This window comes from Massilia luteola (assembly GCF_034420155.1).
GTDB classification, from domain to species: domain Bacteria; phylum Pseudomonadota; class Gammaproteobacteria; order Burkholderiales; family Burkholderiaceae_D; genus Telluria; species Telluria luteola.
The window spans coordinates 17425-43928 of sequence record NZ_JAXOFN010000046.1 but is presented as its reverse complement, the minus strand read 5'-3'; the positions used below and the strand labels follow the sequence as shown (position 1 = coordinate 43928).

15 protein-coding genes are annotated in these 26504 nt (G+C 62.0%); 11 read left to right on the top strand and 4 right to left on the bottom strand.

Translation table 11 applies throughout. The features are described from left to right. Nucleotides 1-139 precede the first annotated feature (139 nt). Together U9J41_RS27420 and U9J41_RS27415 are read left to right on the top strand one after the other, a co-directional pair. Complete coding sequence (locus tag U9J41_RS27420; RefSeq protein ID WP_425261218.1) at nt 140-1165, top strand: ABC transporter permease; 1026 nt, start codon at nt 140-142, stop codon at nt 1163-1165. Then, a complete protein-coding gene (locus U9J41_RS27415) occupies nt 1162-2517 on the top strand; it encodes an FGGY-family carbohydrate kinase (RefSeq protein ID WP_322405336.1) in 1356 nt (451 codons plus the stop codon). Before U9J41_RS27420 ends, U9J41_RS27415 begins: the two co-directional genes overlap by 4 nt. Nucleotides 2518-2720: 203 nt before the next feature. Here U9J41_RS27415 and U9J41_RS27410 read toward each other — a convergent pair whose 3' ends face one another. Next, nucleotides 2721-4016, bottom strand: a complete 1296-nt coding sequence (locus tag U9J41_RS27410; protein WP_425261215.1) for a sugar MFS transporter — start codon at nt 4014-4016, stop codon at nt 2721-2723. A gap of 615 nt (nt 4017-4631) precedes the next feature. Between U9J41_RS27410 and U9J41_RS27405 the strand changes: the two genes are divergently transcribed. The 5 genes from U9J41_RS27405 to U9J41_RS27385 all read left to right on the top strand — a co-directional run bounded on the left by U9J41_RS27405 (nt 4632) and on the right by U9J41_RS27385 (nt 11226). After that, complete coding sequence (locus tag U9J41_RS27405) at nt 4632-5495, top strand: DeoR/GlpR family DNA-binding transcription regulator (RefSeq protein ID WP_322405335.1); 864 nt, start codon at nt 4632-4634, stop codon at nt 5493-5495. Between the two features lie 142 nt (nt 5496-5637). Further along, entirely contained in the window at nt 5638-6330 is a 693-nt protein-coding gene (locus tag U9J41_RS27400; RefSeq protein WP_322405334.1) for a TetR/AcrR family transcriptional regulator, read from the top strand. Nucleotides 6331-6877: 547 nt separating this feature from the next. Further along, nucleotides 6878-7255, top strand: coding sequence for a hypothetical protein (locus tag U9J41_RS27395; RefSeq protein ID WP_322405333.1), 378 nt, complete (start codon nt 6878-6880; stop codon nt 7253-7255). Between the two features lie 143 nt (nt 7256-7398). After that, complete coding sequence (locus U9J41_RS27390; RefSeq protein ID WP_322405332.1) at nt 7399-9744, top strand: TonB-dependent receptor; 2346 nt, start codon at nt 7399-7401, stop codon at nt 9742-9744. A 192-nt stretch (nt 9745-9936) separates the two neighbouring features. Further along, on the top strand, nt 9937-11226 hold the full coding sequence (locus U9J41_RS27385) for an alpha/beta hydrolase (protein ID WP_322405331.1): 1290 nt from the start codon (nt 9937-9939) through the stop codon (nt 11224-11226). Between the two features lie 93 nt (nt 11227-11319). Here the strand turns inward: U9J41_RS27385 and U9J41_RS27380 are convergent, their stop codons facing one another. Beyond that, nucleotides 11320-11928, bottom strand: coding sequence for a TetR/AcrR family transcriptional regulator (locus tag U9J41_RS27380; protein WP_322405330.1), 609 nt, complete (start codon nt 11926-11928; stop codon nt 11320-11322). A gap of 120 nt (nt 11929-12048) precedes the next feature. Between U9J41_RS27380 and U9J41_RS27375 the strand changes: the two genes are divergently transcribed. The 4 genes from U9J41_RS27375 to U9J41_RS27360 all read left to right on the top strand — a co-directional run bounded on the left by U9J41_RS27375 (nt 12049) and on the right by U9J41_RS27360 (nt 19290). Beyond that, nucleotides 12049-13527: an efflux transporter outer membrane subunit gene (locus tag U9J41_RS27375; RefSeq protein WP_322405329.1), complete on the top strand. Its 1479-nt coding sequence runs from the start codon at nt 12049-12051 to the stop codon at nt 13525-13527. Further along, a complete protein-coding gene (locus tag U9J41_RS27370) occupies nt 13524-14636 on the top strand; it encodes an efflux RND transporter periplasmic adaptor subunit (RefSeq protein ID WP_322405328.1) in 1113 nt (370 codons plus the stop codon). The genes U9J41_RS27375 and U9J41_RS27370 overlap by 4 nt, the downstream gene beginning before the upstream one ends. Continuing rightward, nucleotides 14633-17728, top strand: a complete 3096-nt coding sequence (locus U9J41_RS27365; RefSeq protein ID WP_322405327.1) for an efflux RND transporter permease subunit — start codon at nt 14633-14635, stop codon at nt 17726-17728. Before U9J41_RS27370 ends, U9J41_RS27365 begins: the two co-directional genes overlap by 4 nt. Before the next feature lie 128 nt (nt 17729-17856). After that, a complete protein-coding gene (locus U9J41_RS27360; RefSeq protein WP_322405326.1) occupies nt 17857-19290 on the top strand; it encodes a family 43 glycosylhydrolase in 1434 nt (477 codons plus the stop codon). Between the two features lie 77 nt (nt 19291-19367). Here the strand turns inward: U9J41_RS27360 and U9J41_RS27355 are convergent, their stop codons facing one another. Together U9J41_RS27355 and U9J41_RS27350 are read right to left on the bottom strand one after the other, a co-directional pair. After that, nucleotides 19368-21767, bottom strand: a complete 2400-nt coding sequence (locus tag U9J41_RS27355; protein WP_322405325.1) for an alpha-L-rhamnosidase-related protein — start codon at nt 21765-21767, stop codon at nt 19368-19370. Next, the gene (locus U9J41_RS27350; protein WP_322405324.1) at nt 21764-26224 is read right to left on the bottom strand and encodes a glycosyl hydrolase; all 4461 of its coding nucleotides are present in this window, start codon (nt 26222-26224) and stop codon (nt 21764-21766) included. The genes U9J41_RS27355 and U9J41_RS27350 overlap by 4 nt, the downstream gene beginning before the upstream one ends. Nucleotides 26225-26504: the final 280 nt, after the last annotated feature.

The window sequence follows — 26504 nt, the reverse complement described above, 5'->3', positions numbered from 1 at the left end:
TGTCGCCGTTCTGGCAGAGCGCCCTCACGGGCCTCGTCATCCTCGTCGCCGTCCTGATCAACGCCCGCGGCGCCGGCCGCCGCAGCCGCCAGATCCTGCCGCTGCACGGCACCGCCGCCCCAACCCACCGGAGTGCCGCGTGAACCCGACCACCACGATGCAAACTGAAAAAACCCCGGCCGCGACCTCGCGCTACACGATCCTCGACCGCGAAACGCCGCGCCTGAAGACCCTCCTTGGGCGCTGGGAAAGCCTGCTGGCGATGCTGTTCGTCGCCGTGTTCGTCGTCGACAGCATCGCGCTGCCGAACTTCCTCGACCTGTACAACCTGCTGGACGGCACCCAGAACTTCAGCGAAAAGGCGCTGATCGCGCTGCCGATGGCGCTGTTGATCATCTGCCGCGAGATCGACATCTCCGTCGCCGGCACGCTCGCGCTGTCGTCGGTCGCGATGGGTCTCGCGCAAGGCGCCGGCTTCCCGCCCGCAAGCCTGGCACTCGTCGCGCTGGCCACGGGCACGGCATGCGGCTTCCTGAACGGCGTGCTCGTCACGCGCTTCGCGCTGCCGTCGATCGTCGTCACCATCGGCACGGTGTCGCTGTTCCGCGGCCTCGCCAGCGTCGTCCTCGGCGACAAGGCGTTCACCGGCTATCCGCAATTGATGGCCGACTGGGGCCAGGGTTACTTCTTCGGCATCGTGCCGCGCGAATTCGTCGTGCTGCTCGTGTGCGCCGCGCTGTTCGCCGTGCTGCTGCACACGACGAGCTGGGGCCGCCGCATCTACGCCATCGGCAACAACCCGGAAGCGGCGCGCTTTTCCGGCATCGCCGTCGACCGCTACCGCCTCGCGCTGTTCATGCTGACCGGCGCGATGGCCGGCCTGGCCGCCTTCCTGCTGACGGGCCGCATCGGCAGCACGCGCCCGAACATCGCCACCGGCTGGGAGCTGGAAGTGATCACGATGGTGATCCTCGGCGGCGTGTCCATCGCCGGCGGCGCCGGCACGATCGCGGGCGTGATGCTGGCCGTGCTCACGATGGGCACCGTCACGTACGGACTGTCGCTCGCCAACATCCCCGGCATCTACATGACGATCGTCGTCGGCGTGCTGCTGCTGGTGACGATCGCGCTGCCGAAACTGCTGCGCATGCGGCGCGCGCGATGAGCGCCATGCACGACGCCCTGCTCGTCCTCGACATCGGCAAGACCAACGCCAAGCTGGCACTGATCGACGCGTACGGCACCGTCCTCGCCGAACGGCGCCGGCCGAACGCCGTGCTGGCGGACGGACCTTACGCCCACCACGACACCGACGGCCTGTGGGACTGGATGCTGGCCGCGTGCCGCGACTTCGCGACGCTGGCGCACGTCTCGGCCATCGTGCCGGTCACGCACGGCGCGACGGCCGCGCTGGTCGACGACGACGGCCTCGTGCTGCCCGTGCTCGACTACGAGGCGGCGCTGCCGGGCCTGGACTACGCCGCGCTGCGGCCGCCGTATGACGAGACGCTGTCGCCCGGCCTGCCGGCGGGCCTGAACCTGGGCCGCCAGCTCGCGTGGCTGCAGGCCCGCTTCCCGGCCGAATTCGGGCGCGCGCGCCACATCCTCATGTATCCGCAGTACTGGGCCTGGCGCCTGTGCGGCACGGCCGCGTCGGAAGCGACGTCGCTCGGCTGCCACACCGACCTGTGGAATCCGCGTCAGCAAACGTATTCGAGCCTCGTCGAGCGCATGGGCTGGACGGCCTTGATGCCGCCGCTGGCGCCGGCGCATGCGGCGCTCGGCCGGCTCCGTCCCGACATCGCGGCCGCCACCGGGCTGCCGGCCGACTGCGAGGTCTTGTGCGGCATCCACGACAGCAACGCGTCGCTGCTGCGCTACCTCGGCAACGAGACGGGCACCGTGCTGTCGACCGGCACGTGGCTGATCGCCGCCGCATTCGGCGCGCCCCTTGCCGGCTTGCGCGAGCAGGCCGACATGCTGGCCAACACGAACGCGCTGGGCCGGCCCGTGGCCTGCATGCGCTTCATGGGCGGGCGCGAATTCGGCGAGCTCGCCGGCGCGGCACCCGTGCCGTGCGGCTTCGACGACATCGAACGCCTCGTCGCGCAGGGCACGCTGGCGCTGCCCTGCTTCGCGGCGACGGGCGGTCCGTTCGCCGGCCGCGCGGGCACCATCGACGGCCCGCCGCCGGTCGACGCGCGCGAACGCTATGCGCTGGCCACGCTGTACTGCGTGCTGATGACGGATTACTGTCTCGATGCGCTGGGCGCCGCGGGGCCGCTCGCGGTCGAAGGCAGCTTCACGGCGAACCCGTGGTTCGGGCCCCTGCTGGCGGCGCTGCGGCCGCGGCAGCCCGTGTCGTATTCGGACGATGCGAGCGGCACCACGTGCGGCGGCTGGATGCTGCGCTACCGGAACGCGCTGCCGCCGGGAAGCGCCTCATCGATTGTCGCACAGGCCCCGGCGGGGTTCAGCGCCTACCGGGCGCGCTGGCTCGGCGCGCTCGATCGATAACCGTCCTGTCGTGCCCCGACCCGAGCGGCTTCATATGGCCGCTCGTTGCTTTTTATGGCGACCAACACAGCGTCTTCCCGGCCGCCTCGTGACCTGCAGAGGCATCCGGCGACCACGCGCGACGTTACGCTGGTCGGCAAGAATACGCGGCGGGGCCGGCTTGCCAAACCCGCGCCAACGTGGTGGAACGGCCGGTCGGCGCGTCAAGCCTCTCCGGTTTTGTCGGCATACAGGTTGGCATACTTCAGCCCGAAATAAAGGATGAACAGATAGCAGCCCGCAGGCACCAGGAACGACAGCTGCACGCCGGCGAAATCGGCCAACAGGCCCTGAACGAATGGCAGGACGGCCCCACCTACGATCGCCATACAGAGCAGCCCGGACCCCTGGCCGGTCGCAGGCCCCAACTTGTGCAGCGCCATGCTGAAAACGGTCGGGAACATGATCGAGTTGCACAGGCCGACAGCAAGCAGTGCCCACATCGCGAGGTGACCGTGGCCGGCGATCGCGGCAAGAATCAGCGTCATCGAACAGACGGCGTTGAATGCCAGCGCCCGCCCCGGGCTGACACGGCGCATCACGCCAAACCCGATAAATCGGCCCAGCATGGCGCCGCCCCAGTAATAGCTGACATAGGGCGCCGCCTCCGCGGGGTTCAGACCCGCGATTCGCCCATCGCCCATGAAGTTGATCAGGAAACTACCGATGCTGACCTCCCCGCCCACGTAGGCGAAGATACCGACTGCCCCAAGTACCAGGTGCCGATGAACGAATAGCGACCCCGTGGCGCCAGCGCTGTCCGGGACGCGCCGCGCAATTCGTGGCAACTTTGCGAGCGCGAAAAACAGGGCGAGCGCGAACAATGCGGCGCCCAGCGCCAGATAGGGTCCCTGCACCGCCGCGGCCTCGTTTACGCGGTATGCCAACTGTTCGGCTTCCGACAGACGTACGAGGTCGGCGGCCGCAGGCGTCGCGCCGGAGAGGATCAGCATGCCGCCCAACGCCGGTGCGACCGTCGTACCGAGTGAGTTAAAGGCTTGCGTCAGCGTGAGCCGGCTCGATGCGGTTGCCGGACTCCCAAGGACAGTGACATACGGGTTCGCCGCCACCTGCAGTACGGTAATGCCTGCCGCCAGAACGAAAAAAGCGAACAGGAACATCCCGTAGCCGCTGGTGGAGGCCGGGTAAAACAACAGGCATCCCAGCGCCGCGATGACGAGTCCCGTCACGACGCCCGATTGATAGCCGATACGCTTGATGAGCATCCCGGCCGGGATCGATACCAGAAAATAAGCGCCGAAAAAGCAAAACTGCACGAGCATCGCCTGGACATAGGTCAAGGTATATACCGCCTTGAGATGCGGGATCAGGACATCGTTCAGTGAGGTCAGCAATCCCCACATGAAGAAAAGAATCGTAATGATCACGAGCGCGCCGTTATTCTTGTCGGCTACGTCGGGAGTTCCGCTCACGTCCAGGGTTGGAGAAAAATTTGCCACGATTGTCCTTGCGCTAATAATTACAGTTGGCGTCGACGTGCCACAGCGTGCAACGCCGTCGCACGAACGTTAAATAGAAAGTGTAGTCAAGTAACTGGTCCATCATCCCGCCGTGGTTGGGAACCGCCGGTGGCGACTACGCGGATCTTGTTAATGCATGGCCGCTATCCGAACAGGAAACACTCAGATTGGCCCGACCAATTTGAAAAAACACAGCAGAAAATCAGTTGGATAACCGTGGCGTCAAGTCAATCATTCCTGTGAAAAATGTTTTCTTTTACGCCATTTTTACTCTGATTGTGTAATTGATCAAATTCTCCGGTTTTACATTGATTCGCTGCCGTTCGATCTGCCAGGCGTACATCCAAAGGTGCGGCCGCAGCCTCGGCATCGTGCGAATGAGGACCTCTGCCAGTGTCGAACGCTTCGGCTTCCGATGGTTAACAAGCAGCGAAATAATCATCGGCTTGCGACGAGTGATCGGCAAACTGAAATATCAGTTTGGAATAATCAAATTTTTGATTAGACCGATGATTGACGTAAGTTAAACGCTTGTTTAATCTCCACCTGACTACCCAACTATTCCAAAAACGACGGGCAAGTAAGGAGACAAAAATGGTCAGCCACAAGCGCCGTAAAGAACTGTTAAAAATGGTTATCGAGTGTGAAAAATTAACCATCAAGCAACTATCTGTTTTGCTAGACGCATCTCCAGCGACAGTCCGCCGCGACATCGATTGGTTGGCGGAGCGCAGCCTGCTCGTCAAAATGAAAGGCGGCGCACAAAATCCATCGCTCAGGATGCAACACCCGCTATCGGGTGAAACTTTTCAGAATGCGCTGCAATGCCACGCGACTAGCAAGCGGGCAATTGCGCGGCAGGCAGCGTCGATGTGTACCGACGGTGAAACAATCATCATTAATGGTGGCACAACCACCTTCATGATGGCCGATTTTCTCGCCGATCGACGCATGACGGTGCTGACCAATTCCTTTCTCATGGCCCAAAAATTACAGGTTTCAAGCGAGAACGAAATCTTCATACCCGGCGGCCGGGTCTATCGCGAACAGAATGTCATCCTGTCCCCTTTTGATAACGATATTACCCAGAGTCACTACGCATCCAAGATGTTCATGAGCGTACAGGGGCTTTCCACACTAGGCTTAATGGAATCAGATCCACTGTTGATTCAGGCCGAACAGCGTCTGATCAACCAGGCGGAAGAATTGGTTGTCTTGGCCGACAGTTCGAAATTTACGCGTAAAGCTGGCTTGATACTTTGCGGTCTCGAGCGCGTTTCCTGCGTAATCACCGATACGGACGTTTCCGAAACCGCAGTAAATATCCTGGAACAACACGGCATAAAGGTCATAACGGTGCAGGCAAACGAAGAACGGGCGCACGGCTACAACTCGTCACTCAATCGCCAATACACGATGGACGTGCCGGAATTCGGTCGGCTTACGCCGGCTCATTGATCCCGGGTTTGGCGGGAGGCACGGTTCAGTCGCGAATGTCTGCGCCCCGACGATCGGCCGAAAATCCGGTTTTTTGGCATAATGCGCTCTCCGACGCAAAACGGTCTTCCAAACCAGATCCTCCAGGCGCACGTCCGCACTCATGAACACCGACAATGAATCGCTTTCCAACAAACGTAAGCCGCGTACCGACGGCGCTCAGGCGCGTGCGCGAATACTGGACGTCGCCCTGCGCCTGTTCGTCGAAAAGGGGTTCAACGGTACGTCGGTCAGGGACATCGCCCAGGCCGCGGATGTCAACGTCGCTTCGATCGCATATTACTTTGGTGATAAGGCCGGCCTCTACCGTACAGTATTGTTCGAACCTCTCCATGGCAAAGGCGAAGGCAAGGATATTTTGCCTCCGGATGTCACGGATCTCGAATTCAAGACCGCGCTTTCGCGCTACATGGAACTTTATCTGACACCACTCGGACAAGGGAAGGCCGCACTGCAGAGCGTTCGTTTGCGCTTGCGGGAAGTCTTCGAGCCGACCGGAATGCTCGACGATGAAGATGCGACCCGCAAACTGATGCAGCGTCGTTTGGTCGATCTGCTTGCGCTCGAACTCGGGGTCTGCCCGCCAGACGTCGAAATCGAAAGGCTTGCGTATTCGATTTGGGCCCTGATTGTCCACGCCTACATCGGTCACGACGAAATGCAGCAGACTACGCCCGCTCTGTTCGATGTTCCCAACGCGGTCGAAACTTGGATCACACGCCTCACGGCCTTTGCGCTTGCGATGGTGGAGGCCGAGCGTATGCGGCGCGGCATGACGCCGTCCAACGTTAATTGACATCGTTCACCGGAGTAATAACCTCGGATCGACGCGCAGAAATCAGGATTGCCACGTGGGCGCTGAACCCGCCGCATCGACCACGCACGCCGGTATACCTGAGCAATCAGGGCAGTCCATCCAGGTAGCGCCGGAAGCATATCGATCCGGTTGAATCAACGGCAAACGCGCACGCTTCATATTATCGGCGTCCGTGGATGCCGATTCATCATCTCTGCATCCCGGCTTTACGCCAGATCAATGTCTCGGGCAGGCGTCCGCGCTGACGTCCACCGTTATCTCCGCACTTAAATGTGAACAATGTCGCGACCTCTGGCATTTCTGCAACAGCCGTTCCCATTGGTGTGACGTTTATCCGATTTATCCACGCTTTTTTTGCAAACCAGTGATTATTTACGCCATTTCTGAATGGCCTACGATTCGCATATTGACACCGAATGGCCAGTCCGTTTTACTTGAGCTGTAGCATTGCAGCAGAGATAAATAGACCAATTCGACTGGTTCGCCATCTCCGCGCAGACTCATAAATCCACGAACGGAGACAGAAATGGTAAGCGTTAAATTCGGCGCAGCGATCATTATTGCTGGCAGCTTGGTAATGGGCCACACATCGGCCCAGACTTCCAATTCGGAGAAAAATCCACCCGCCTCCGCGGCACCGGCACAAGCGAAACTGTCAAGCGACTCGACGGTTGGAGAGATCCTCGACAATCCCGCCGCAAAGGCAGTCCTTATAAAACATATTCCCGCGCTCGCACAGGATGACCAAATCGAGCTGGCGCGCAGTATGTCATTACGCTCGCTGCAACAGTATGCGCCCGATGATTTTAGCGATCAGGTATTGGCGGCACTGGATGCCGACCTGGCCAAACTCCCGGCAAATACGCCGCATACGCCGGCAAACGAAAACAGCACCACAAAATAATCTGCAGCAAACGGGGTGGTTGTATTTTCGTCGCCAGATCCGCTGGCGGCTTCGTACAGCACCGCAATATATAAAAAGACACGCACAGTTGGCCGAATAATCCACATGTCAACTGATAATGTCTGAATTGGAGATATAGCGTCATGAACAGGTTCAGCGGTTTCAGTCACAACTCCGGAATCAAGTTATCCCTCTGCGCAGCTGCCCTGGCTGTCGCGTTTCCGATCAAGGCGCAGGAAGTCGTAGCAAAACCCGGCGACATCCAGGAAGTTGTCATCACTGCGTCCAAGCGCAGAGAAAGCATCCAGTCCGTGGCGATGTCGGTGGATGCCGTGACGGCATCGGCGCTCCAGAAAATGAACGTTAACCAATTCGCTGACGTCGAGAAGTTGAGCCCCGGCCTGGTCCTGGACCCGGCGGACGGCAGGGGTCAAAACGTCTCGTTACGCGGTGTGTCATTTGATCCTGATACGGGGGCAAGCCCGACCGTACAGGTATATTGGAACGAAACGCCGATCGCCACCTCGGATGCCTTCCGCAGTCTTTTCGATATCGGCAGAATCGAAGTGCTACGCGGGCCGCAAGGAACGTTGCGGGGCCAGACCTCGCCTGCCGGTGCGATTACCGTCGCAACCCAACTGCCGAACGTCGACTCTGTCGAAGGAATGGTGAGCCAGACATGGGGAACGCATGACTTGTGGAACACACAGGCTGCCGTCAACGTTCCCTTAATCAAGGGCAAACTTGCCATTCGTGTCGCCGGCGTGTACGACCGCAACTCGAACGACGTGCACAATGTGGTGAACGGCAAGGACAATATCGACCGCGCACGCGGCGGTCGCGTATCGGTCCTCTATCGCCCATCCGAAAACCTCGAGCTTCAACTGGTTCACCAGGATCTTAGCGATAACAACCTGAATTATCCCGTAACGATAGGCGCGCCCGTGCCCGGACAGGCGAACGGTCCGGCACTGACCGCTGCCGACCGGAGTTCGGTAACCGAGGGAAATTATCAATTCCATAACCGCGCAAAACTGACGTCGCTGAACCTGTCCTGGAATCTCGGCTCCCACAAGCTGAGCTATATCGGCGGATTCCAGCAAAGCAAAGAGACGGACGATCGTGACCTCGACATCACCAATGTCATTGCGGGCTTCAGCTATCAACAGCTTGTGGAAATCAGTACCAGGCAGGTCACCCACGAACTGCGTTTCGAATCGACTGACAACGGTTTCTGGAATTACATGGTCGGCGCCTACTATGCCAAGAACGACGGCCCTTCGCATTTCACCCAGCCATTTGCGTACTTTTATCCCGCGCCATATGCGGCACCGATGACGGTCACGATCGAAGGATATAGTTCGCCGAACAGCTATAGTCGCGATACCGCCGTCTTCACCGACCACCGCTTTGCACTGAGCAAAAAAGACGACCTCGAGGTTGGCTTGCGGCTGCAGAAAAATCAGTCCTACTCCCAGCAGTTCCTCAACGTTTTCGGCGCTGTCACCGCGTCGTTACCGGAGGACATGGCGAATCTCGATACGAAACACTGGACCGGTTCGGCGAGCTACAAGCACAGTTTTACAAAAGATGTCATGGCTTACGCCAGCTATGCCGGTGGCTATCGCGCCGGTGGCGCCGTGGGATTTGTCACGGCCCCCGGACTCGACGCGCGCTACATCGCCTACAAGCCCGAAAAGACGAACTCGATCGAACTCGGCATCAAGTCCGCGCTCCTCGGCCACACGTTGACGTTGAACGCCGATATTTTTCAGCAAAATATGAAGGACTATATCGCACGCGCCAACGGCATCTACGTAAGAACCGCCGCAGTGCAAGGCGAACCGGCAGGTCCTGGCCCCGGAGGCACCTACCCGTCCGACGCCGGCACCGGCGCAATCAACCTCAACACCAATGGCGACGTCATCGCAAGAGGTGCGGAAGCCACGGCAATTTGGCGGATTCTGCCGGAATGGCGCGCGCAGCTTTCGGTCAGCTATGTCAATGCGCATTACAAGAATGCCATGCTCTACTGCAACGACAGCAATAACGACGGCATTCCGGATATTGACGCCACATCTGTGCAGCCCGGACGACAGATTTCGTTGTGCCGCAGTAGCCGTCCGCTAGCCGATGGCAATGGCAATGAAGCCGGAAAGCTCAGCATGACATTGCAGTCCGAGTACGCACGAGGCATCGGGAATATGGAAGGGTTCGTACGTGGCCTGATGCGTTATGCCGCGCCGGGTCGTAATCAGATCCTGAACAGAGATATCGCGTCGTTCACACCTGTCGACGTTTATGTCGGCGTCAGGGATCCGGAACAGCGATGGGAACTGAGCCTGTGGAGCCAGAACATCTTCGATCGTTCGCTTGATCGCGGCAGCTTCGTCATCTACCAGGGCGACCTGCGCGGCGGTTATCGATACATGCGTGCGCCGGAAGAACGCAAGGTCGGCGTCACGTTGCGGTACCACTTTGACGGCTGACGTCAGGCGCCAACGGTCGCCGGCCGGCATGGCCGGCGACGTTATCTGGACATGGTAGCGGCAACGATGCGCGGCGACCGATATGAGCCAGCAAGGAGTGAGGCACTGCGGCCATGTCCGTCGTACATGACAGCCTGGGCCATGTTTTAACCTCAGCGGCGAACCATCGCCCGCTTATTCGACCATTCCGAGATGAATCTGAAGTCTCTTCGACGAAATCGCATTTACACGCCACCGCAAGCGGGAACGACATCTGCGCGCCGTGGCACCCATGCGGCGCTTCTCGCCGCGGCCATCGCCGTGACGAAAAGCGCCGGGGTCGCGCTGTTCATCGCTTCCGCAGCCGTGAGCACATCCGTCATGGCCGCGCCGGAGCATGTCGCGCCGCGCACCGGCCCGCTCACCGTGGATGCCACCGTCGGCGAACTGCTCGGCAACGTGCCCGCACGCTCGGTGCTCGCTCGACAACTGCCGATCCTGGTCAAAAGCCCGGAGATTTCTCAGGCGAATTCGCTTAGTCTGCGCTCGCTGGCCCGATACATGCCGACGCTGCTGACCCCGGACAAGCTTCGCGACATCGACGCCGAACTGGCGCGCACCCCTGGTGCAGTCGCCTCGGCTAGCTCACCGCGTCCGATCGCGGCGATGGCGGATCCGCGCATCGCGCTCGACTTGCGCACCGTCCGCCTCTGGGAAGGCCGCGCGCCCGGCGCGACCGGCGATCGCCCCCAGGACGTGCCGACACTTACGATCGTCGGCACCGATGGCGTGCCCTCGTTCGGCACCGCCGTGATCGTTGCGCCTGGCGGCGGCTACAAGGGGCTTGCGACTGGACTCGAGGGGCGACAAGTCGCGGACTGGTTCGCCGCCCAGGGCGTGACGGCCTTTGTGCTCACCTATCGGCTGACGCCATTCGGCTATCGTTATCCATCCCAGCTCCTGGACGCACAACGAGCCATCCGATGGGTGCGCGCACATGCGGCTGACTATGGCGTCGATCCGCACCGTATCGGCATGATCGGCTTTTCGGCCGGCGGCCATTTGACCGCAATGGCCGAGACCCTGTTCGACGCCGGCGATCCGAACGCCGTCGACCCGATCGATCGAGAAAGCAGCCGCCCGGATTTCGCCGTATTGGGTTATGCCGTCACCGATCTGGACAGCATGGGAACGGACATGGACGTCGCGGGGCCCCACCCTGATGCGGCGACGCTGCGGGCGCTCGCACCGATCCGCAACGTGCGGCGCGATACGCCGCCCACTTTCATTTTCCATACGAGCACCGACGAGGTGGTCGACCCATCCAATGCGATTCGCTTTTATGAGGCGCTGCGCAAGGCCGACGTGCCGGCAGAGATGCACATCTTTGCCGAAGGCCGGCACGGGCTGGGACTGGGCGGGAGCAACGCGGCGCTCAGCGTCTGGCCCGGGCTGTTACGCACCTGGCTGCAAGGGCGTCGGCTGATCGAAATGGCGCATTGAGCGGGCCCACGAAGATGGGCGCTGCACCGGCGGCGGCGATCGCCGCCGGCCGAAGGCGGAACAGGCGGTACCGGGACGACCTGTGCCCGGGATCTAACGCGAACCATACATTCGCAAGAAGGCGCGAACCGCATACGTCACGATCCGTGTAATGTATTCACGGGTGAACGTCTGGCCTCCTGCAAAGAGCCCGCCACTGCTCGTTTCCGCATCGTAGAGCGCAGCCAGTTGCTGCGCCGCGAGCTTCGGATCGTCGACGTCGAGCCGCCCCGCGCCGGTCGCGGCGACCATGTACTTTTCGAGCGCATCCAGGTAACGCCGTGGCCCGAGCTCCCAGAATCTTCTGGCGAGCTCCGGATCACTCATCTGGGCGATGATCAGCCGCTTCATGGCGATCGCGTCCGGCGCCAGCGTGACGACGAGATAACGTTCGCCAAAGCGCCGCAATACCGTTTCAGGCGCATCCCCGGCAGACGCGAACAACTCGTCCAGCAAGGGGTCCACGGCGCTTCCCACACCGTGGGCGATCACGCCAAGGAACAGTTCCTCCTTCGATGCGAAATAGCCGTAAAGCGTCGCCTTCGAGCAGTCGACACGCGCAGCGATCTCCGCCATCGACGTTCCTTCATAGCCCAACTCCATGAATGCGGTGCCTGCGGTCTTCAGGATTAACTCGCGCTTGGCTTCCGTTCGCACTCTCATGTGGCTCCAATCTTTTCTAAACCAATAAGTACAGTATTGCTTGACGCGCTTCCAAAGTCAATCGCATAATTATACCGATTGGTTTAGTTATCCATTGCATGAAGGTTCCGTGTCGTTCCTATGAAAGATTTCCTCTACAGTAAGCTTGTCCGAAGCCTGGTGCTGGCGGGTGGCGCCTCGGCCCTCATGTGTCTGGCAGGTTGTGCAACGGTCGGGCCGGACTACGTGCCGCCGTCATTGAAGGTCCCTGCCGATTGGCATGCGGCGCTGCCGCACGAGGGCAGCACGACCAATCTTCTTCACTGGTGGGCCGGATTCAATGATCCGGCACTCGACCTGTTGCTGCGCTCGGCGGAAAGCGAGAGTCCGACGCTCGGCCAGGCGGCCGGCGCCATCGCGGCAGCGAGGGCGAGCCGCGAACAGGCCGCAGCAGATCTGTTGCCCAAAGCCAGCGCTGGCGCGGGGCTGACCCGTAGCGGGACGTCCCGGCTCGACAACCCCAACCTGCCGGCCGGCTCGACCAGCCTGCCCGCGAGCGCCACGACCCGATCTGGCGGCCTCGACGCGAGTTGGGAGGTGGATCTGTTCGGATCGATACGGCGCAGCGAACAGGCCGCGATGGCCAGGCTGCAGGCGCGTCAAGCGGAATGGCACGACGCACGTATCTCTCTCGCCGCCGAGGTCGGCAGCGAATACATTAACTTCCGTGCTTGCCAGGTACTGCTGCAACTCCAGCAACGCAATCTGGCGTCGCTGCGCAAAACCGCGGACAGCACGAAGGCCGCGGTCGATCAGGAACTGATGGCGCCGGCCGAATCGACGCTGGCCGCCGCGGGCGTCGCCAATGCGCAGGCGAGTCTGCGCGCGCAGCGGGCCGAATGCGACCTCGGCATCAAGGCCCTGGTTGCGCTCACCGGCATCGACGAACCCGGCCTGCGCCAGACGCTGGCCAAAGACCGGCCGGCCATACCGATGCCCCCTGAACTCGATATCCGGAGCGTGCCCGTTCAGTTGCTGAGCCAACGTCCGGACCTGGTGGCCGCGGAGCGCAGCCTTGCGGCGGCGAGCGCGGATATCGGGGTGGCCGAGGCCAACCGTTACCCTCGCCTTTCGCTCCTGGGCTCGATCTCGGTCTCGCACAGCGACACACAGGGCAGCGGCGTTTCCACCGCCCCCTGGTCCTTCGGCCCTTCGCTGTCGTTGCCACTGTTCGACGGCGGCAGGCTGCGCGCCCAGGTCGCGTCGGCGCGCGCGGGCTACCAAACGGCGTTGGCGAACTATCGGGGGCGCGTCCGAACCGCGGTCAGGGAAGCTGAACAAGCCCTCGTCCGGCTGGATGCCGCCACCCGGCGAAGTGAGGACATCGCGAATGCCGCGGCGGGCTATCGACGCTATTTCGACGCCGCCGAGAGAAACTGGACAGCAGGCGGCATCAACCTGCTGTCCCTCGAAGAAGCCCGCCGGAACGCATTACAGGCCGAGCAGGCAGACATTTCGACACGACGCGACCGCGTCCTCGACGGCATTGCGCTGTACAAGGCACTTGGTGGCGGCTGGCAAAGGACTGACAACATGACCGTAGCAGGAGTTTCGCAATGATTCGTAAAAAGCACACCGCACTGATCGCCCTCGCCGTGACCACGGCCATTGCCGGCGCGGCGGGGTTGATGGCCGCGTCGCATCCGGCGCAGGCCCAGGGCGCATTCCACGCAAAGAGCGGCATTGCCGTCGAGACGATACGTCCGACGCAAGTCACCTGGCCTGTCACCCTGTCGGTCAGCGGCCCGCTGGCGGCATGGCAGGAGGCGATCGTCAGTGCCGAAACGGGCGGCCTGCGCATCACCGCCCTGCATGCGGACGTCGGCACGCGCGTGGCGCGCGGCCAGCTGCTGGCCGAACTCGCGAATGATACGGTCAAGGCGGACGTGCACAAGGCCGAAGCCGCGGCGGCAGCTGCGCGGGCCGAATTGCGGCAAGCCGAATCCAATGTTCGCCGCGGCGACGCGGTGCGCGCCAGCGGGTCGCTGTCGGGCCAGCAGATCGAACAGTACGAGATCGCGCAGCAGACCGCCCTCGCCAAAGTGCAATCAGCCGAGGCCGACCTGCAGAGCGCCAAGATACGGCTGAGCCAGACGCGCATTACGGCGCCCGACGACGGCGTCATTTCGGACCGCGAGGCAACGCTCGGGACCGTGGTCGCCAGCGGCACCAAGCTGTTCACGCTGGTACGTCGCGAACGCGTCGAATGGCGGGCCGACGTCGACGCCGGACAACTTGCGCAACTTCGGATCGGCCAGAAAGTCGAAGTCAGGCTACCGAACGGCACCACCGCCAACGGACGCGTCCGTCAGTTGTCGCCCACGCTCGATACCAAGACCCGCACGGCCGTCGCGTATGTCGATCTGCCGCACGAAAGCACGGCCCGCGCCGGGGCTTACGCCAGCGGCACGATCCTGTTGGGCGAGCGCGCAGCGACCGTCCTGCCGAGCAGCGCAATTACCCTGCGCGACGGCCGAAGCTACGTGTTCGAAGTCAACACAACGCAGCAGACCGTGATGCAGCGCGAAGTCGTCACCGGCAGGATGCAGAATGACCGGATCGAAATCGTCGGCGGCCTGACACCCGGCGCGCCCGTCGTCCGCAGCGGCGGCAGCTTCCTCAACGATGGCGACGCAGTGCGTGTCGGCGTCTCCAAGGACAAAGCATGAACGTTTCTGCATGGTCGATTCGCAATCCTGTCCCGGCGGTCCTGCTGTTCGTCATCCTGACCGTTGCCGGGTGCATCGGTTTCAAGAAGCTCGGCATTCAAAACCTGCCGGACATGGAAATGCCCATCATCAACGTCACCGCGGTGCTGGAGGGGGCGGCGCCAAGCCAACTGGAAACCGAGGTTGCCCGCAAGCTCGAGGACAAGGTCGCCACGGTGCCCGGCCTGGAGCACGTGACGACGACGATCACGGACGGCACCGTCACGATCGCCGCGCAGTTCAAGCTCGAAAAGAACGACGAAGAAGCGCTGAATCAGGTACGCAACGTCGTGGACAGCGTTCGTGCGCAACTTCCGGCGGAGATGCAGCAGCCTACCGTCGCCAAGGTTGTCACCAGTGCGGGCGCCATCGTCACTTACACCGTGCAGTCGGACCGCGTGGCGGAAGAATCGCTGTCCTGGTTCGTCGACAACGAAGTCGCCAAGGCGATGCGCGCCGTGCCGGGCGTGGGCGAAGTCACCCGGATCGGCGGCGTTACCCGGGAAGTCGCCATCGAACTGGACCCGGCCCGGCTCGACAGCCTGGGCATCGGCGCCAGCACGGTGTCGGCGCAGCTGAAGTCCGTGCAAACGGATTTGTCCGGCGGCGAAGGGCGCCTCGGCGGCCAGAACCAGTCGCTGCGTACGCTGGGGGCGGTCGGCACGGTTGCCGGGATCGGACAACTCGACATCCCGTTGGGCGACGGCCGCCACGTGCACCTGAACCAGATCGCCACCATCAGGGACTCCCACGCGGAGCGCACTTCCTACGCGCTGGTGGACGGCAAGCCGGCCGTTGCCGTCCAGATCAGCCGTAGCAAGGGGGCGAGCGAGGTTGCCATCCTGGACGGTGTAGAAAAAGCCGTGGCACAACTGCAGGCACGCTACCCGCACATGAAGATCGCCCAGGTCTACGACCAGGTCCAGCCCATCGAGGAAAGCTACGAGGCCTCGATGCACCTGCTCTACGAAGGCGCGGTCCTTGCGGTGCTGGTCGTGTTCTGGTTCCTGCGGGACTGGCGCGCCACGCTGGTTTCCGCGGCGGCCCTGCCGTTGTCGATCATTCCGACGTTCGCGGCAATGTATTTTCTCGGGTTCAGCCTGAATTTGTTGACCCTTCTCGCCCTCGCGCTCGTCATCGGCATTCTGGTCGACGATGCCATCGTGGAGGTGGAGAACATCGTGCGGCACCTAAGAATGGGCAAGTCCCCGATCCAGGCGGCACTCGACGCCTCCGACGAGATCGGCCTGGCCGTCGTCGCGACGACGCTGGCGCTGGTCGCCGTGTTTCTCCCTACGGCCTTCATGAGCGGTCTCGCCGGCATGTTTTTCCGCCAGTTCGGCCTGACCGCGGCGGTATCGGTCCTTGCGTCCTTGCTCGTGGCGCGATTGCTGACGCCCATGATGGCCGCCTATGTGCTCAAAGGCGACCATCCGGAAGAGCACGACGGCTGGTTGATGGTGCGCTACCTGGCTTGCGCACGCTGGTGCCAGGCGCACCGCCGGACAACGACGCTCGCGGCCATCGGATTTTTCCTTGCTTCTCTCGCCCTCGTACCATTGATGCCCACGGGCTTCGTGCCGGCCGGGGACCAAAGCCTGACCCAGGTAAACATCGAACTCGCGCCAGGCAGCCGGCTCGATGCGACGCGTCATGCCGCCGACCTCGCCCTGGAACGGTTAAAGGCCGTGAAGGATGTGCGGCACGTGTTCACGAGCGTGGGCGCCGCCGTCAGTGCGAGCGGCGGCAAAGACAGTGCTTCAGGCAGCGACCCGGGGACGGCCAGCATGATACTGACGCTCACGCCGCGCGCGGAGCGCAGCTACAAGCAATCGGTCATCGAGGACGAGATTCGCCAGGCACTGGCGTCGCTACCGGGCGCACGGGTGACCGTAGGCGGCAACAACACCGGCGAAACGCTGGATGTCGTCCTCGCGAGCGACAATGCCGAAGCACTGGCCACGGCGAGCAAGGCGGTCGAGCGTGAACTGCGTACGCTGCCGGGGATCGGATCCGTCACCTCGGGCGCAAGCCTGCAACGGCCGGAAATCCAGATCAGGCCCGACTACGCACGTGCGGCCGACCTCGGGGTAACGAGCGATGCGTTGGCGACTGCCGTCAGGATGGCTACCTATGGCGACTACTCAGCGGTCATGAACAAGCTGAATCTGCCCGAGCGCCAGGTCGATGTCCGTGTCCGCCTCGCCGGCGCGAGCCGCGAGGACCTCGACGCAATCGGCCAGGTCCGCGTGCCCGGGGCCAACGGCATGGTCACCCTGGCGAATGTGGCGGCGATCCGGATGGGAAGCGGACCGAGCCAGATCGATCGCCGTGACCGCATGCGGCAAACGACCATCAAGGTGGCGCTGAACGGGCGCAGCATCGGGGAAGTCATGGATGAAGCAAACCGCTTGCCGGCGCTGAAGTCCTTGCCCAACGGTGTCCGGCAGATGCAGGCCGGCGATGCCGAGCAGATGGTTGAGCTTTTCTCCAACTTCGGTATCGCAATCTTGACGGGCATCGTGTGCATCTACGTGATCCTGGTCCTGCTGTTCCATGACTTTTTGCAGCCGGTCACCATCCTTGCCGCCCTGCCGCTTTCGATCGGCGGTGCATTGATCGCACTGCTGGTCACGCACAACAGCCTTTCGCTGTCGTCGGTGATCGGATTCCTGATGCTGATGGGTGTCGTCACCAAAAACTCGATCCTCCTCGTGGAATATGCGGTGATGGCGCGCAGAGAACACCAGCTGAGCCGATTCGACGCCCTGATGGACGCCTGCCACAAACGGGCACGCCCGATCCTGATGACGACCATCGCAATGGGCGCCGGCATGCTGCCGATCGCCCTGGGACTGGGCGCCGATCCGAGCTTCCGCTCGCCGATGGCGATCGGCGTCATCGGCGGCCTTCTGACGTCGACCTTCCTCAGTCTGCTCGTCATTCCGGTCGTCTTCACGTACGTGGATGACGGCCTCCAGTGGTTGCAAAAACGCTTTCACCGCACGGTCAAAAAGCGAGTCGCGTACGCAACGCCGGTTCCATCGGAGTGAGTACGGGTGGCCGGCGAGGTAACGGATGACGTTGAAGGCGCGATTCATCGGACAGATGCCGGGATCGCGCCCGAACGGGCCAGACGATCAAGTTTGAGATACACCGTCAAACCGGAGGTTTATTCAATATGACAGCAGTAAATCCCATCCGCCGTTCGCTGCTGGCTTCCGCCGGCATATGGACCCTGGCTGCCGCGCTCCCCGCACAGTCCAGGGCATCGCCGAACGAAAACGCAGATCTGCACACAGGCCGCAATCCCGTTCTACCGCCGGACATGCATATTCCCGATCCGGAGGGGCACGTCATGCCGGACGGACGACTGTATGTCTACGGGTCCTGGGACCAGCTCGACGATACCTACTGCAGTAACGCCTACCGCGTGTTTTCGACTGCAAACTTGCGCGACTGGACGGATCACGGCGTGTCGTTCAAGTCCGTGCAAGTGTCATGGGTGGGCAAGGCGCCGATCTACCCCGGGGTCGACTGGAGCAAGCCGACACCGTTCATGCGCCAAATGATAGCGGACGCAAAAAAGAAAAGGAACGTAAAACCCCCGGCGTTTCGCCCGGACATGCTGTTTGCGCCCGATGCGATCCATTATCGCGGGCGCTACTACCTGTATTTCTGCATGGCCGACGGGAGCGAGGGTGTCGCGGTAAGCGATCGGCCCGAAGGTCCATTCCATCAACCGGTCAAGCTGCCGTGTGGCGGCATCGACCCATCGGTCTTCGTCGACCGCGATGGCAGCGCATATTATTACTGGGGCCAGTTTTTTTCCCACGGCGCCAAACTGGACTCGTCAATGACAGGCTTTATTCGTGGCACGGAGATAAGCAATCTCATCACGGACGCAGATCACTACTTCCACGAGGGAAGCTCGATGCGTAGACGCGGCGACGTCTATTACTATGTCTACGCGAGCGTCGAACGCGGTCGGCCGACGACCTTGAGCTATGCGACTTCGGCATCGCCGCTCGGGCCTTTCACCCACCGCGGCGTCGTGATCGACAACGCGGCATGCGATCCAAAGTGCTGGAACAACCACGGGTCCATCGAAGAGATCAATGGGCAGTGGTACGTGTTCTATCACCGCAGTTCGCGCGCGAGCGAATATCATCGCCGCCTGTGTATCGAACCCATTACGTTTCGCGATGATGGCACCATTGTCGAAGCGAAGATGACTTCGCAAGGCCCCGGCGCCCCGTTCCAGATCGGTGAAGCCATCCCCGCATGGCGCGCATGCGAAGTACATCGCGGCGCCTGGATCGGCCCCGATTCGGACGGCCAGGAAGTCCTGACCATAGTCGGCGACGGGAACGAGGCCTTGTTCCGTTACGTCGCATTCGATCGCCCGCCTGGACATATGTCGTTCAGCGCGGTCGGAGAGGGGCGGATCGAGGTCTATCTGGACGACACGTCGGCACCGATTGCCCACTGCCATGTCGCGAACGGCACCGTCACGGTAGCGCTGAAGGAAAAAATAGCGCCTGGACGATATACGCTACGGCTGGTTTTCCGTTTGCCACGCGGTCTTCAGTTATCCGCCTTGCAGTTCATTTGAGTCTGCCAAATGCCGTCGTTGCCGGCGCCAATGGAAATGACGAACGGCTCGCCTGTGGCGAGCCGTTTTGCTTCACGCTACTTTGCGGGCAGGCGTAGCGACGTCGATTTCTCCTTCAACGGATAGTCACGACCCCGCCAGGAAAATACGGCTGGCAGGGTCTCTGGTCGGTTGATCGTCGCCATGAGCTTGCCGCGGGCGACCCGATATGACACGGAAACCGGACCTGCCGGCGTTTGCACGACGGCGTCCAGCTGGGTGAGCGTGCCGAGATGAGGCGTGATCCGGGCGCGTTTGTAGCCGGGTGCCGCAGGACCGACGCCGGCGACGACCTCGAGCAGATCCGCGGTCGGATGGGCACTCCACGCATGGGTATCGGACCGGGTGTCGCCACGCTCCTCGGGCCATGTCGAAAAGTTCAACGACAACAGGTCGCGCCAGGTCTGCAGCAACGTCAAGTACTGGTCGCCGAGCCCCGCGTGCACACTTGCCTGCGCAAGATACCAGGCAAAATAATAACTGGTCGGGATGACACCTTCAGGCGCGGCAATCCCTTGTCCAGTGGTGATGCGCGGCATGATCGCGCGCGCTTCCTCGGGCGTGGCCACGTCGTAGATAATCGCCAGTGCATTGCCGTGTTGCGAGAACTTCGTGAGCGAAGGATCGTCGGCGAACAACCCACGGGAAGGACTCCAGCATTTGGCACGTAGGGAAGCCTTGATCTCCGCGGCGCGGGAAGCGTCGTCAACACCGGCCTGCGGATCGCCGACGTCGCGCTCCATGCGCGCCATCTGCTGCAATGCGCCGAGATAAAACAACGTGGTCAGGCAGGACTCATCGTTGCCATCGTAGCTCGGGAATACGTCGCGTTGTGTGGCTGTCTGCCCGATCCAGTCAACGAAATTCCAGGTGGGATTCTTGCCAAGCAAATTTGACGGATGCAAGTACTTGGCATACCAGTCCAGCACCCGGCGGGCCCGCGGCAAATTGCGCGTCACGACCGACACATCGGGTTGGCGCAGATAGTAGTCGTCGATCATGCCAATCCAGAGGAGCGAGAACGGGGCGATCACGTTGCGGCCACGGCTGGGATAAGCGCCTTCGGTGAGGCCGCCCTCACGGTCGGGCCACCCTAACGCGTCGATCGCATTGATCGCCAGCCTGGCATCGCCGGATACCGCATACGAAATCAGTGCCTGCAGACGGGTGTCGCCGACGTATTGCAACTGCTCCCAATACGCCGAATCCATGTACGTCTCGTGCGCGTCGATCCGTGCCGTACGCCAGCCGATGTTCCAGATCCTGTCCAAGGCCGGATCGTTCGAACGGAAACTTGCATGCTGCTGGAACGGATAACCTGTTTCGCAGGTCCGCAGCGATTGCAATGTCAACGGCGCTTCCATGGTCTGCACATCGACTTCGACGAAACGCCAGACCCGCCAGCGCAGGGTTTCGAAAGTGCGCGCCTCGCCATCCGCGACGAACGTATCGTAGATTCCCTTGATGACCCGATCGCCCACCTCGTCGCGAACGCCTTTTTTGTTGTTGGCGTCATATAGCGCCTCGGCGTAAGTGAGCTTGATGACGGCGCCCTGCCCGCCCGCGACCGACAACACCGGATAAGCAGCCACCATGTCGCCGCGATCGATCAGGATCTTGACGTGACGCCGGGCCGGTATCGTAACCGGACGCTGCGGGAAGACTTGCGCCGCGGCGAGGTCGGTGCGAACCACCTGTCCGCTGTCGACATTGGCGTATGCCATCTCGGGCAGTGGATCGGCAGTGAGCGTCCATGGCACCGGCCGCGCCGGATCGATCGCCGCGACCGCGTCGCGCCAGCCGCCATCCGGCAATAGCGATCCAGTCGCCCAGTTCCAATCCGCAGTGGCCGCGTTGATCGTTTCGGGCGCGCTCGCGACGTAATACCGACCTTTGAGCTGCTTATTTATCTGCCCGAAGCCCGATTCCGATCGATGGCCACGATCCAGCCTGACCTTCCATCCGGGGCCGCTGTTCAGTGCGGCATATGTATCGTCCTCTGCCTTGAAATAGAAGCCCGTGCGCGCACTGATTTGCGACAACGGCCCCGACGGCGTCGAGAAATTCCAGACCACCGCGGCGATCTCATTGCTGCCAACCCGTAGAAAAGGGGCGAGGTCGATGCGCTCGTAACGCCAGTGTGCCAGGTCGCTGGTGGCAGGGCCGCTCGCCACACGCTCTCCGTTGACGTACAAGATAAAACGGTTGTCGGCACTGACCTGAGCCATGAGTGAATTCGGCTTCGCCGCCAGATCCAGACTACGGCGCAAGTGCAGGACCACCGACGACTTGCCGTCCACGTCAGGATGGCTGATCCAGACAGGGTCCGGGACGGCGGCCCTCGCGCAAGGCAGGAGAAACAAAAGAACGAGAGCGGCGGTAAGCGAGCCTGCTGCCAAGCTTACCGCGCGTCGCAGCACGGTGAAAATTCTGATCATTTTTTCTCCGGGTGATCAGCATTAGTAATGGACAACGCGGCTGAAGGCAGTGGGCGCAGTACGCCGCGTGCCTGCAGCCACCAAAGAAATTCATCCTTCCAGTGGTCGGAAGTGGTGCCATGTTCACGCATGCCGAAACCATGGCCGCCGCGCTCGTAACGGTGCAGTTCTACCGGCCGCTTCGCGGCACGCCATGCTTCAACGAGGCCGCTGTTCTTCCCGTACAGAGGATCGTCGTTGGCGATGGCCAGAAAAGCCGGCGGCGCGTTTTCCGGGACAGCAACCGCCCGCATGGCGCCATACATCAAGCCGACGAACCTTGGCCGGCCAGCGACGTCATCCGCGATCGCGGCGGCCAGCGTAATCCGGGCGCCTGCCGAAAAGCCGAGCATACCGACACGTTCAGGATCGACGCCAAAGCTGCCGGCATGCGCCTTGACGTAGCGAAGCGCGGCCTGCGCATCCTCGACGGCAGGGGCAAGCTCGGCATTGTCGCCGGACGACGCGCCGGTTTTGCTCGATACAATGATCGCTACCATCTTGGCTGCCATCTCGCGGTCGAACGATTTCGGATCGGCCGACGTGGGAACGAGACGATACTTCAGGACAAACGCGGCGACGCCACGCTCGGCGAGCCAACGTGCTACGTCGTAGCCTTCGTTATCGATCGATAACATCATCAAGCCGCCACCGGGCACGACGATCACGGCGGCGCCGGAAGCGCGCCCGGGCGGCGGCAGCACCGGCGTCAGGGTTCCCCGGGTCACGTTGCGAACCCTCCGCCCGCCGCCGTCGGCGCCCTCCCAGACCTCCTGGACCGGCCCCGGCGGTGGCGCCGGCAGGCGAATCGCCGCGGCGTCGCCCTGACCCGCATCGACCGGCGCTGCTGGAACAGGCACCTGCAACGCGTGTACCTGACGCGTCCCGGCGGCGGCGACCGTCAACGGAGCCGCGCCCGCAACGACCTTGTCGACATAAGGTCTCACGACGACCGGGCCCATGAGGCCATTCGATGTCCGGGTCCTGGGGTCGCCATTCGTCGCTTTTACAACCGCATTGCGAAGAGGCGTCGCGACGCGCACTTCCAGTTCATTCTTCCCGGCGCGCAGGTAGGGCCCCACATCGATTTTCGAAGGATCCTGGTAATTGAGACCAGCGATCAACTTCCCATTCATCGAAACCTGGAACGTATCCACCACCTTGCCCAGGTCGAGATAGGCGCCCGTTCCCGGTTGCCCGGGAAAGTCAAACGACGCGCGATACACGCCCAGGCCAGCGACGTCCGCCAGGCCGAGTTCGGCCCAGTCGGACAGGGTGCCGTCCTGGTGCCGCATGACCGGAATCGCAGACGTCGACACCCGCTTCGTATGCTCGACGCCAGCCTCGCCGGTACCGTCGGGAAGCCAGCTCTCGACTGTCACGGTCCAATGGTCCGGCGTGACCGATTCCTTGAACGGCGGCACCTCGCTGTCCACACGATGACCATCTGCGAGAAGCGTACTAAAATTCCCCGGCTTTTGTGTCCTCAGCACCAACCCTTTTGCTGAAGACAACACCTCGCCACCATCGGTGCTGACCGCATGCGCCGCCATGGCGGCCGAGGCAGCCACATCGTTCCCTAAAGCGATCACCTTGATGTCGTTCGGCCCGATCTCGACAGGGACGTCAACTCGACCATTTGCCGCCTTGAACATCCCGAGCGGCACCATCTCACCCGACCAGGTTCGCAGTTCCAGCGGTCTGCCATTACCTTCCAGGGAAATGGTCTGCGATACCCGGGTCGTTCCCTGGTTGAAGAGGACGTAATAGTCCGTGCCCCGGGCGCGACGGCGGAGGCTGATGATTGCGCTGGAATCGGGATCGGAAAGATGCGCGGCAGCCGGTTTTATTGATAAGCGTTCGAGCAAGGACGCAAGATCGGTGTCGTTCTCCACGAAGAATACGGTCGGGCCAGGCTGCTTGGCAAGGCCGTCGAATTCCCGCATCAGCCTGTGAACATCGGTATCGGTATTCTTGTTGGCCAGGCCAGGCGACCGTCCCGGCCGGGTGCCAACGAAAATTACCGGAACTCGCCGTGATGTCGTCAATCGCAGCACGTTCTTCAGACTGGTGGCCGGCATCACCGACTGGCGATTCACGACCAGTACTTTGAAGCCGAGCGATTTCCAGTTGCCTGGTGTTGCGCCTTGTCCTGCCAAATCGCTCATATAGGCCGGCGAGACATACTGGTACGTGAAGCCAGCACCAGCCAGGCGCGAGGTGGTTGAAAGCATGTTGCTCAAACCCGGATACCCGGTGTAAGGCGTCACGTTTGGCGCGATGCCCTTTACGCCAAAATCGTGCCAGAAGATCGCTACGTCGTACTGCGGCCTCCCCTGGCGCAAAATCAACTGAAGCCGGGCGAGGTGGTCATTGACGTGGGCAAGATCCTGCCACTGCGGCATGCGCGGCCCGAATGCTTCGGAAAACTGTGTATTCCCGTCGAACGTATTGCCGGGCCAGACCGATCTCTCGCCGGTTCCTTTCGGCGTTTCCTTGTACGGAAAGCCGTGCCACACGAGCTGGTTGACGCCACCCAGGAACGCCTTGTACACCCAGTTCAGATTCGCGTTGTTTCCCGCGCCGCCGAAGGACGCTCCCGTCCCTTGAGATATGGTAAAAGGGGGTCCGCCCATCGTCGTCGCCCAGGTTCCCCCGGCGATCGGACAGCATTCACTGCTGACCACACCTTCGATGTCACGCAGCTGCGCGCCCACGGCGATCACTTTGAAGAGCTCAGTATTGTTGAGGAAATTTCTGTTCTCGCCTTCGGGAATGTCTACGATCCGGGCGAGATCGGCAACTTCCATCGGCCCGCCTTCGATCTGCACACGCGATTTCAGCCCGAGTCCATGTGCCATGGCATGGAATGGCTTGAGGTGATTGTCACGGTAGAGATCAGACCAGGTCTGCCGATAATCTTCCCGGATCCGGTCGGATACACCCGCCAGTTCGAAATAGCCTTGTTGTGCGCCCATCCCGCCGCCGGCCAGCACAGGCAGATATGGCGTCAGGGAATAGCCCCGGCGCTTCTCGAATTCGCCGAGGAAGTTCCAGGTCCACTTCACGGTGTTCGATGGCTCATAAGAGTCTTCGAAGAGCGCCCCGCCGCTCTTGCGGATTTTTCCGCTGAGCGCAGGCGTGAGAATCGCGTCATGGTAGAAGCGGTTCAGCGCGTCCATACCCTGTCGACCTATATAGTCGATGACGTAATCCGGCGAGGAAGGCGTCAGTCCGGCGACGGTTTGCCCATCCGCCGTTTGATAGAACGCGATGAGCCACCAGGGCGCCTTGCCAGCCGGGGCCGTCCAGGTCAATTCGCCGCCCGAACCAACCTGCCTGGTCAGGTCTATCGCCGATGCCGGATCAAGGATGCGCTTGCCGCCGGTGCTGGGGCAATCGGTGGATGCGCATTCCGCGGCCACTACCGCGACGAGCGTCGTCCTGGCCTCATTGGTGACGACATCCGTTGGCAAGCTGTCGCTTGCCAGGGCCTTGTCCAGAACCATTTTGGCAGGCGTCCTGGAGACGATGGTACCGGCGGTAACAGCGCGGCGCAAAGCGCGCGCGAGCGTGATTCTGCTACCTTTTTTCTCCGCGGTGACCGAGGCGATCGTGGCGGCTTCCTTTTCGTCGCCGTACCCGACGGTTATGTCAGCGCCGGGCAGGAGATTCCCGAGAGAATCCGCGACAAAAATTTCCGTGCTTCCAGCTGACGCGGGCAGCAACAAAGGCGTGCAGGCCGCCGTCAGCGAAGGCGAGATCGAGCGGATCGTCGTCGTCGGGCCGCTTCCGGCGGGCCCGACCCTGACCACGTCGCCCGGCGCAAACCCGACAGTCGAGCCAACCGCAAGGGCGTTGTCCCCCTTCAACGCCGGTGCGCAGATTTGCGCAGACACGCTGGGCGCCGCCTGGCTGGCCATCGGTAACAAACCGGTGCGCGAAGCGCCTGCCTGCAGCTGTTCGGCCCCGAATATCAGCTGTTGGCCAAGGGACGGATCGTTCATGCCCCGGTTGGTGGGAAGCGCAATCGGATACATCGGCGATACCAGCATATCGACGCCGAGGCCCAGTCGCGGCGCATGGGAATAGACGGTTTGAAGGGTTCGCGTCCATTCGGCGCTCCCCCAGCCATATTTCGCCAGGAACGGCCCACTCAACCCCAGCGGGCCCGGAACCGGCATCGGATCGACTTCGACACCACCGGCGCCAGCCAGAGACATCTGTTCCAGTTCGAGCCTGAGCTCCGCATCATCGGTGGCCCCTAGCGGCAACCACCAACGATAGAGCGGACGAACGGAGTGCGGCGGGTTGATAAAAAGTGCCTGCGACAGCGAGGGCGCATTGCCGGCGTTCCGCGCATTTTGCACCGGCTTTGCATCGGACACCGGGTACACGAGCGCGAGCGTCGAAAGCACGCAAAAAAATAACCTTGGCTTGCGCACTGCGGCATGCCCTGTTCGCATTGGCTTTATGTTTGACAAAACTACCTCCTGAGACGGCAGATCGGGATCCGAGACAGGCCGGACATGACGAGAGCGCCGATGGCGACCTGGTTCTAGCGCCCAACGAAACGGGCCAGCGCATGTTCATGTGCCTGGCCCGATCCGATAGTGCGCCTGCATCCAAAGTCATCGTTTCCGGTCAAAACCCCACCGGGTTGATCGCATACAAGTGGACTTGCGTGTCAGCCCAATA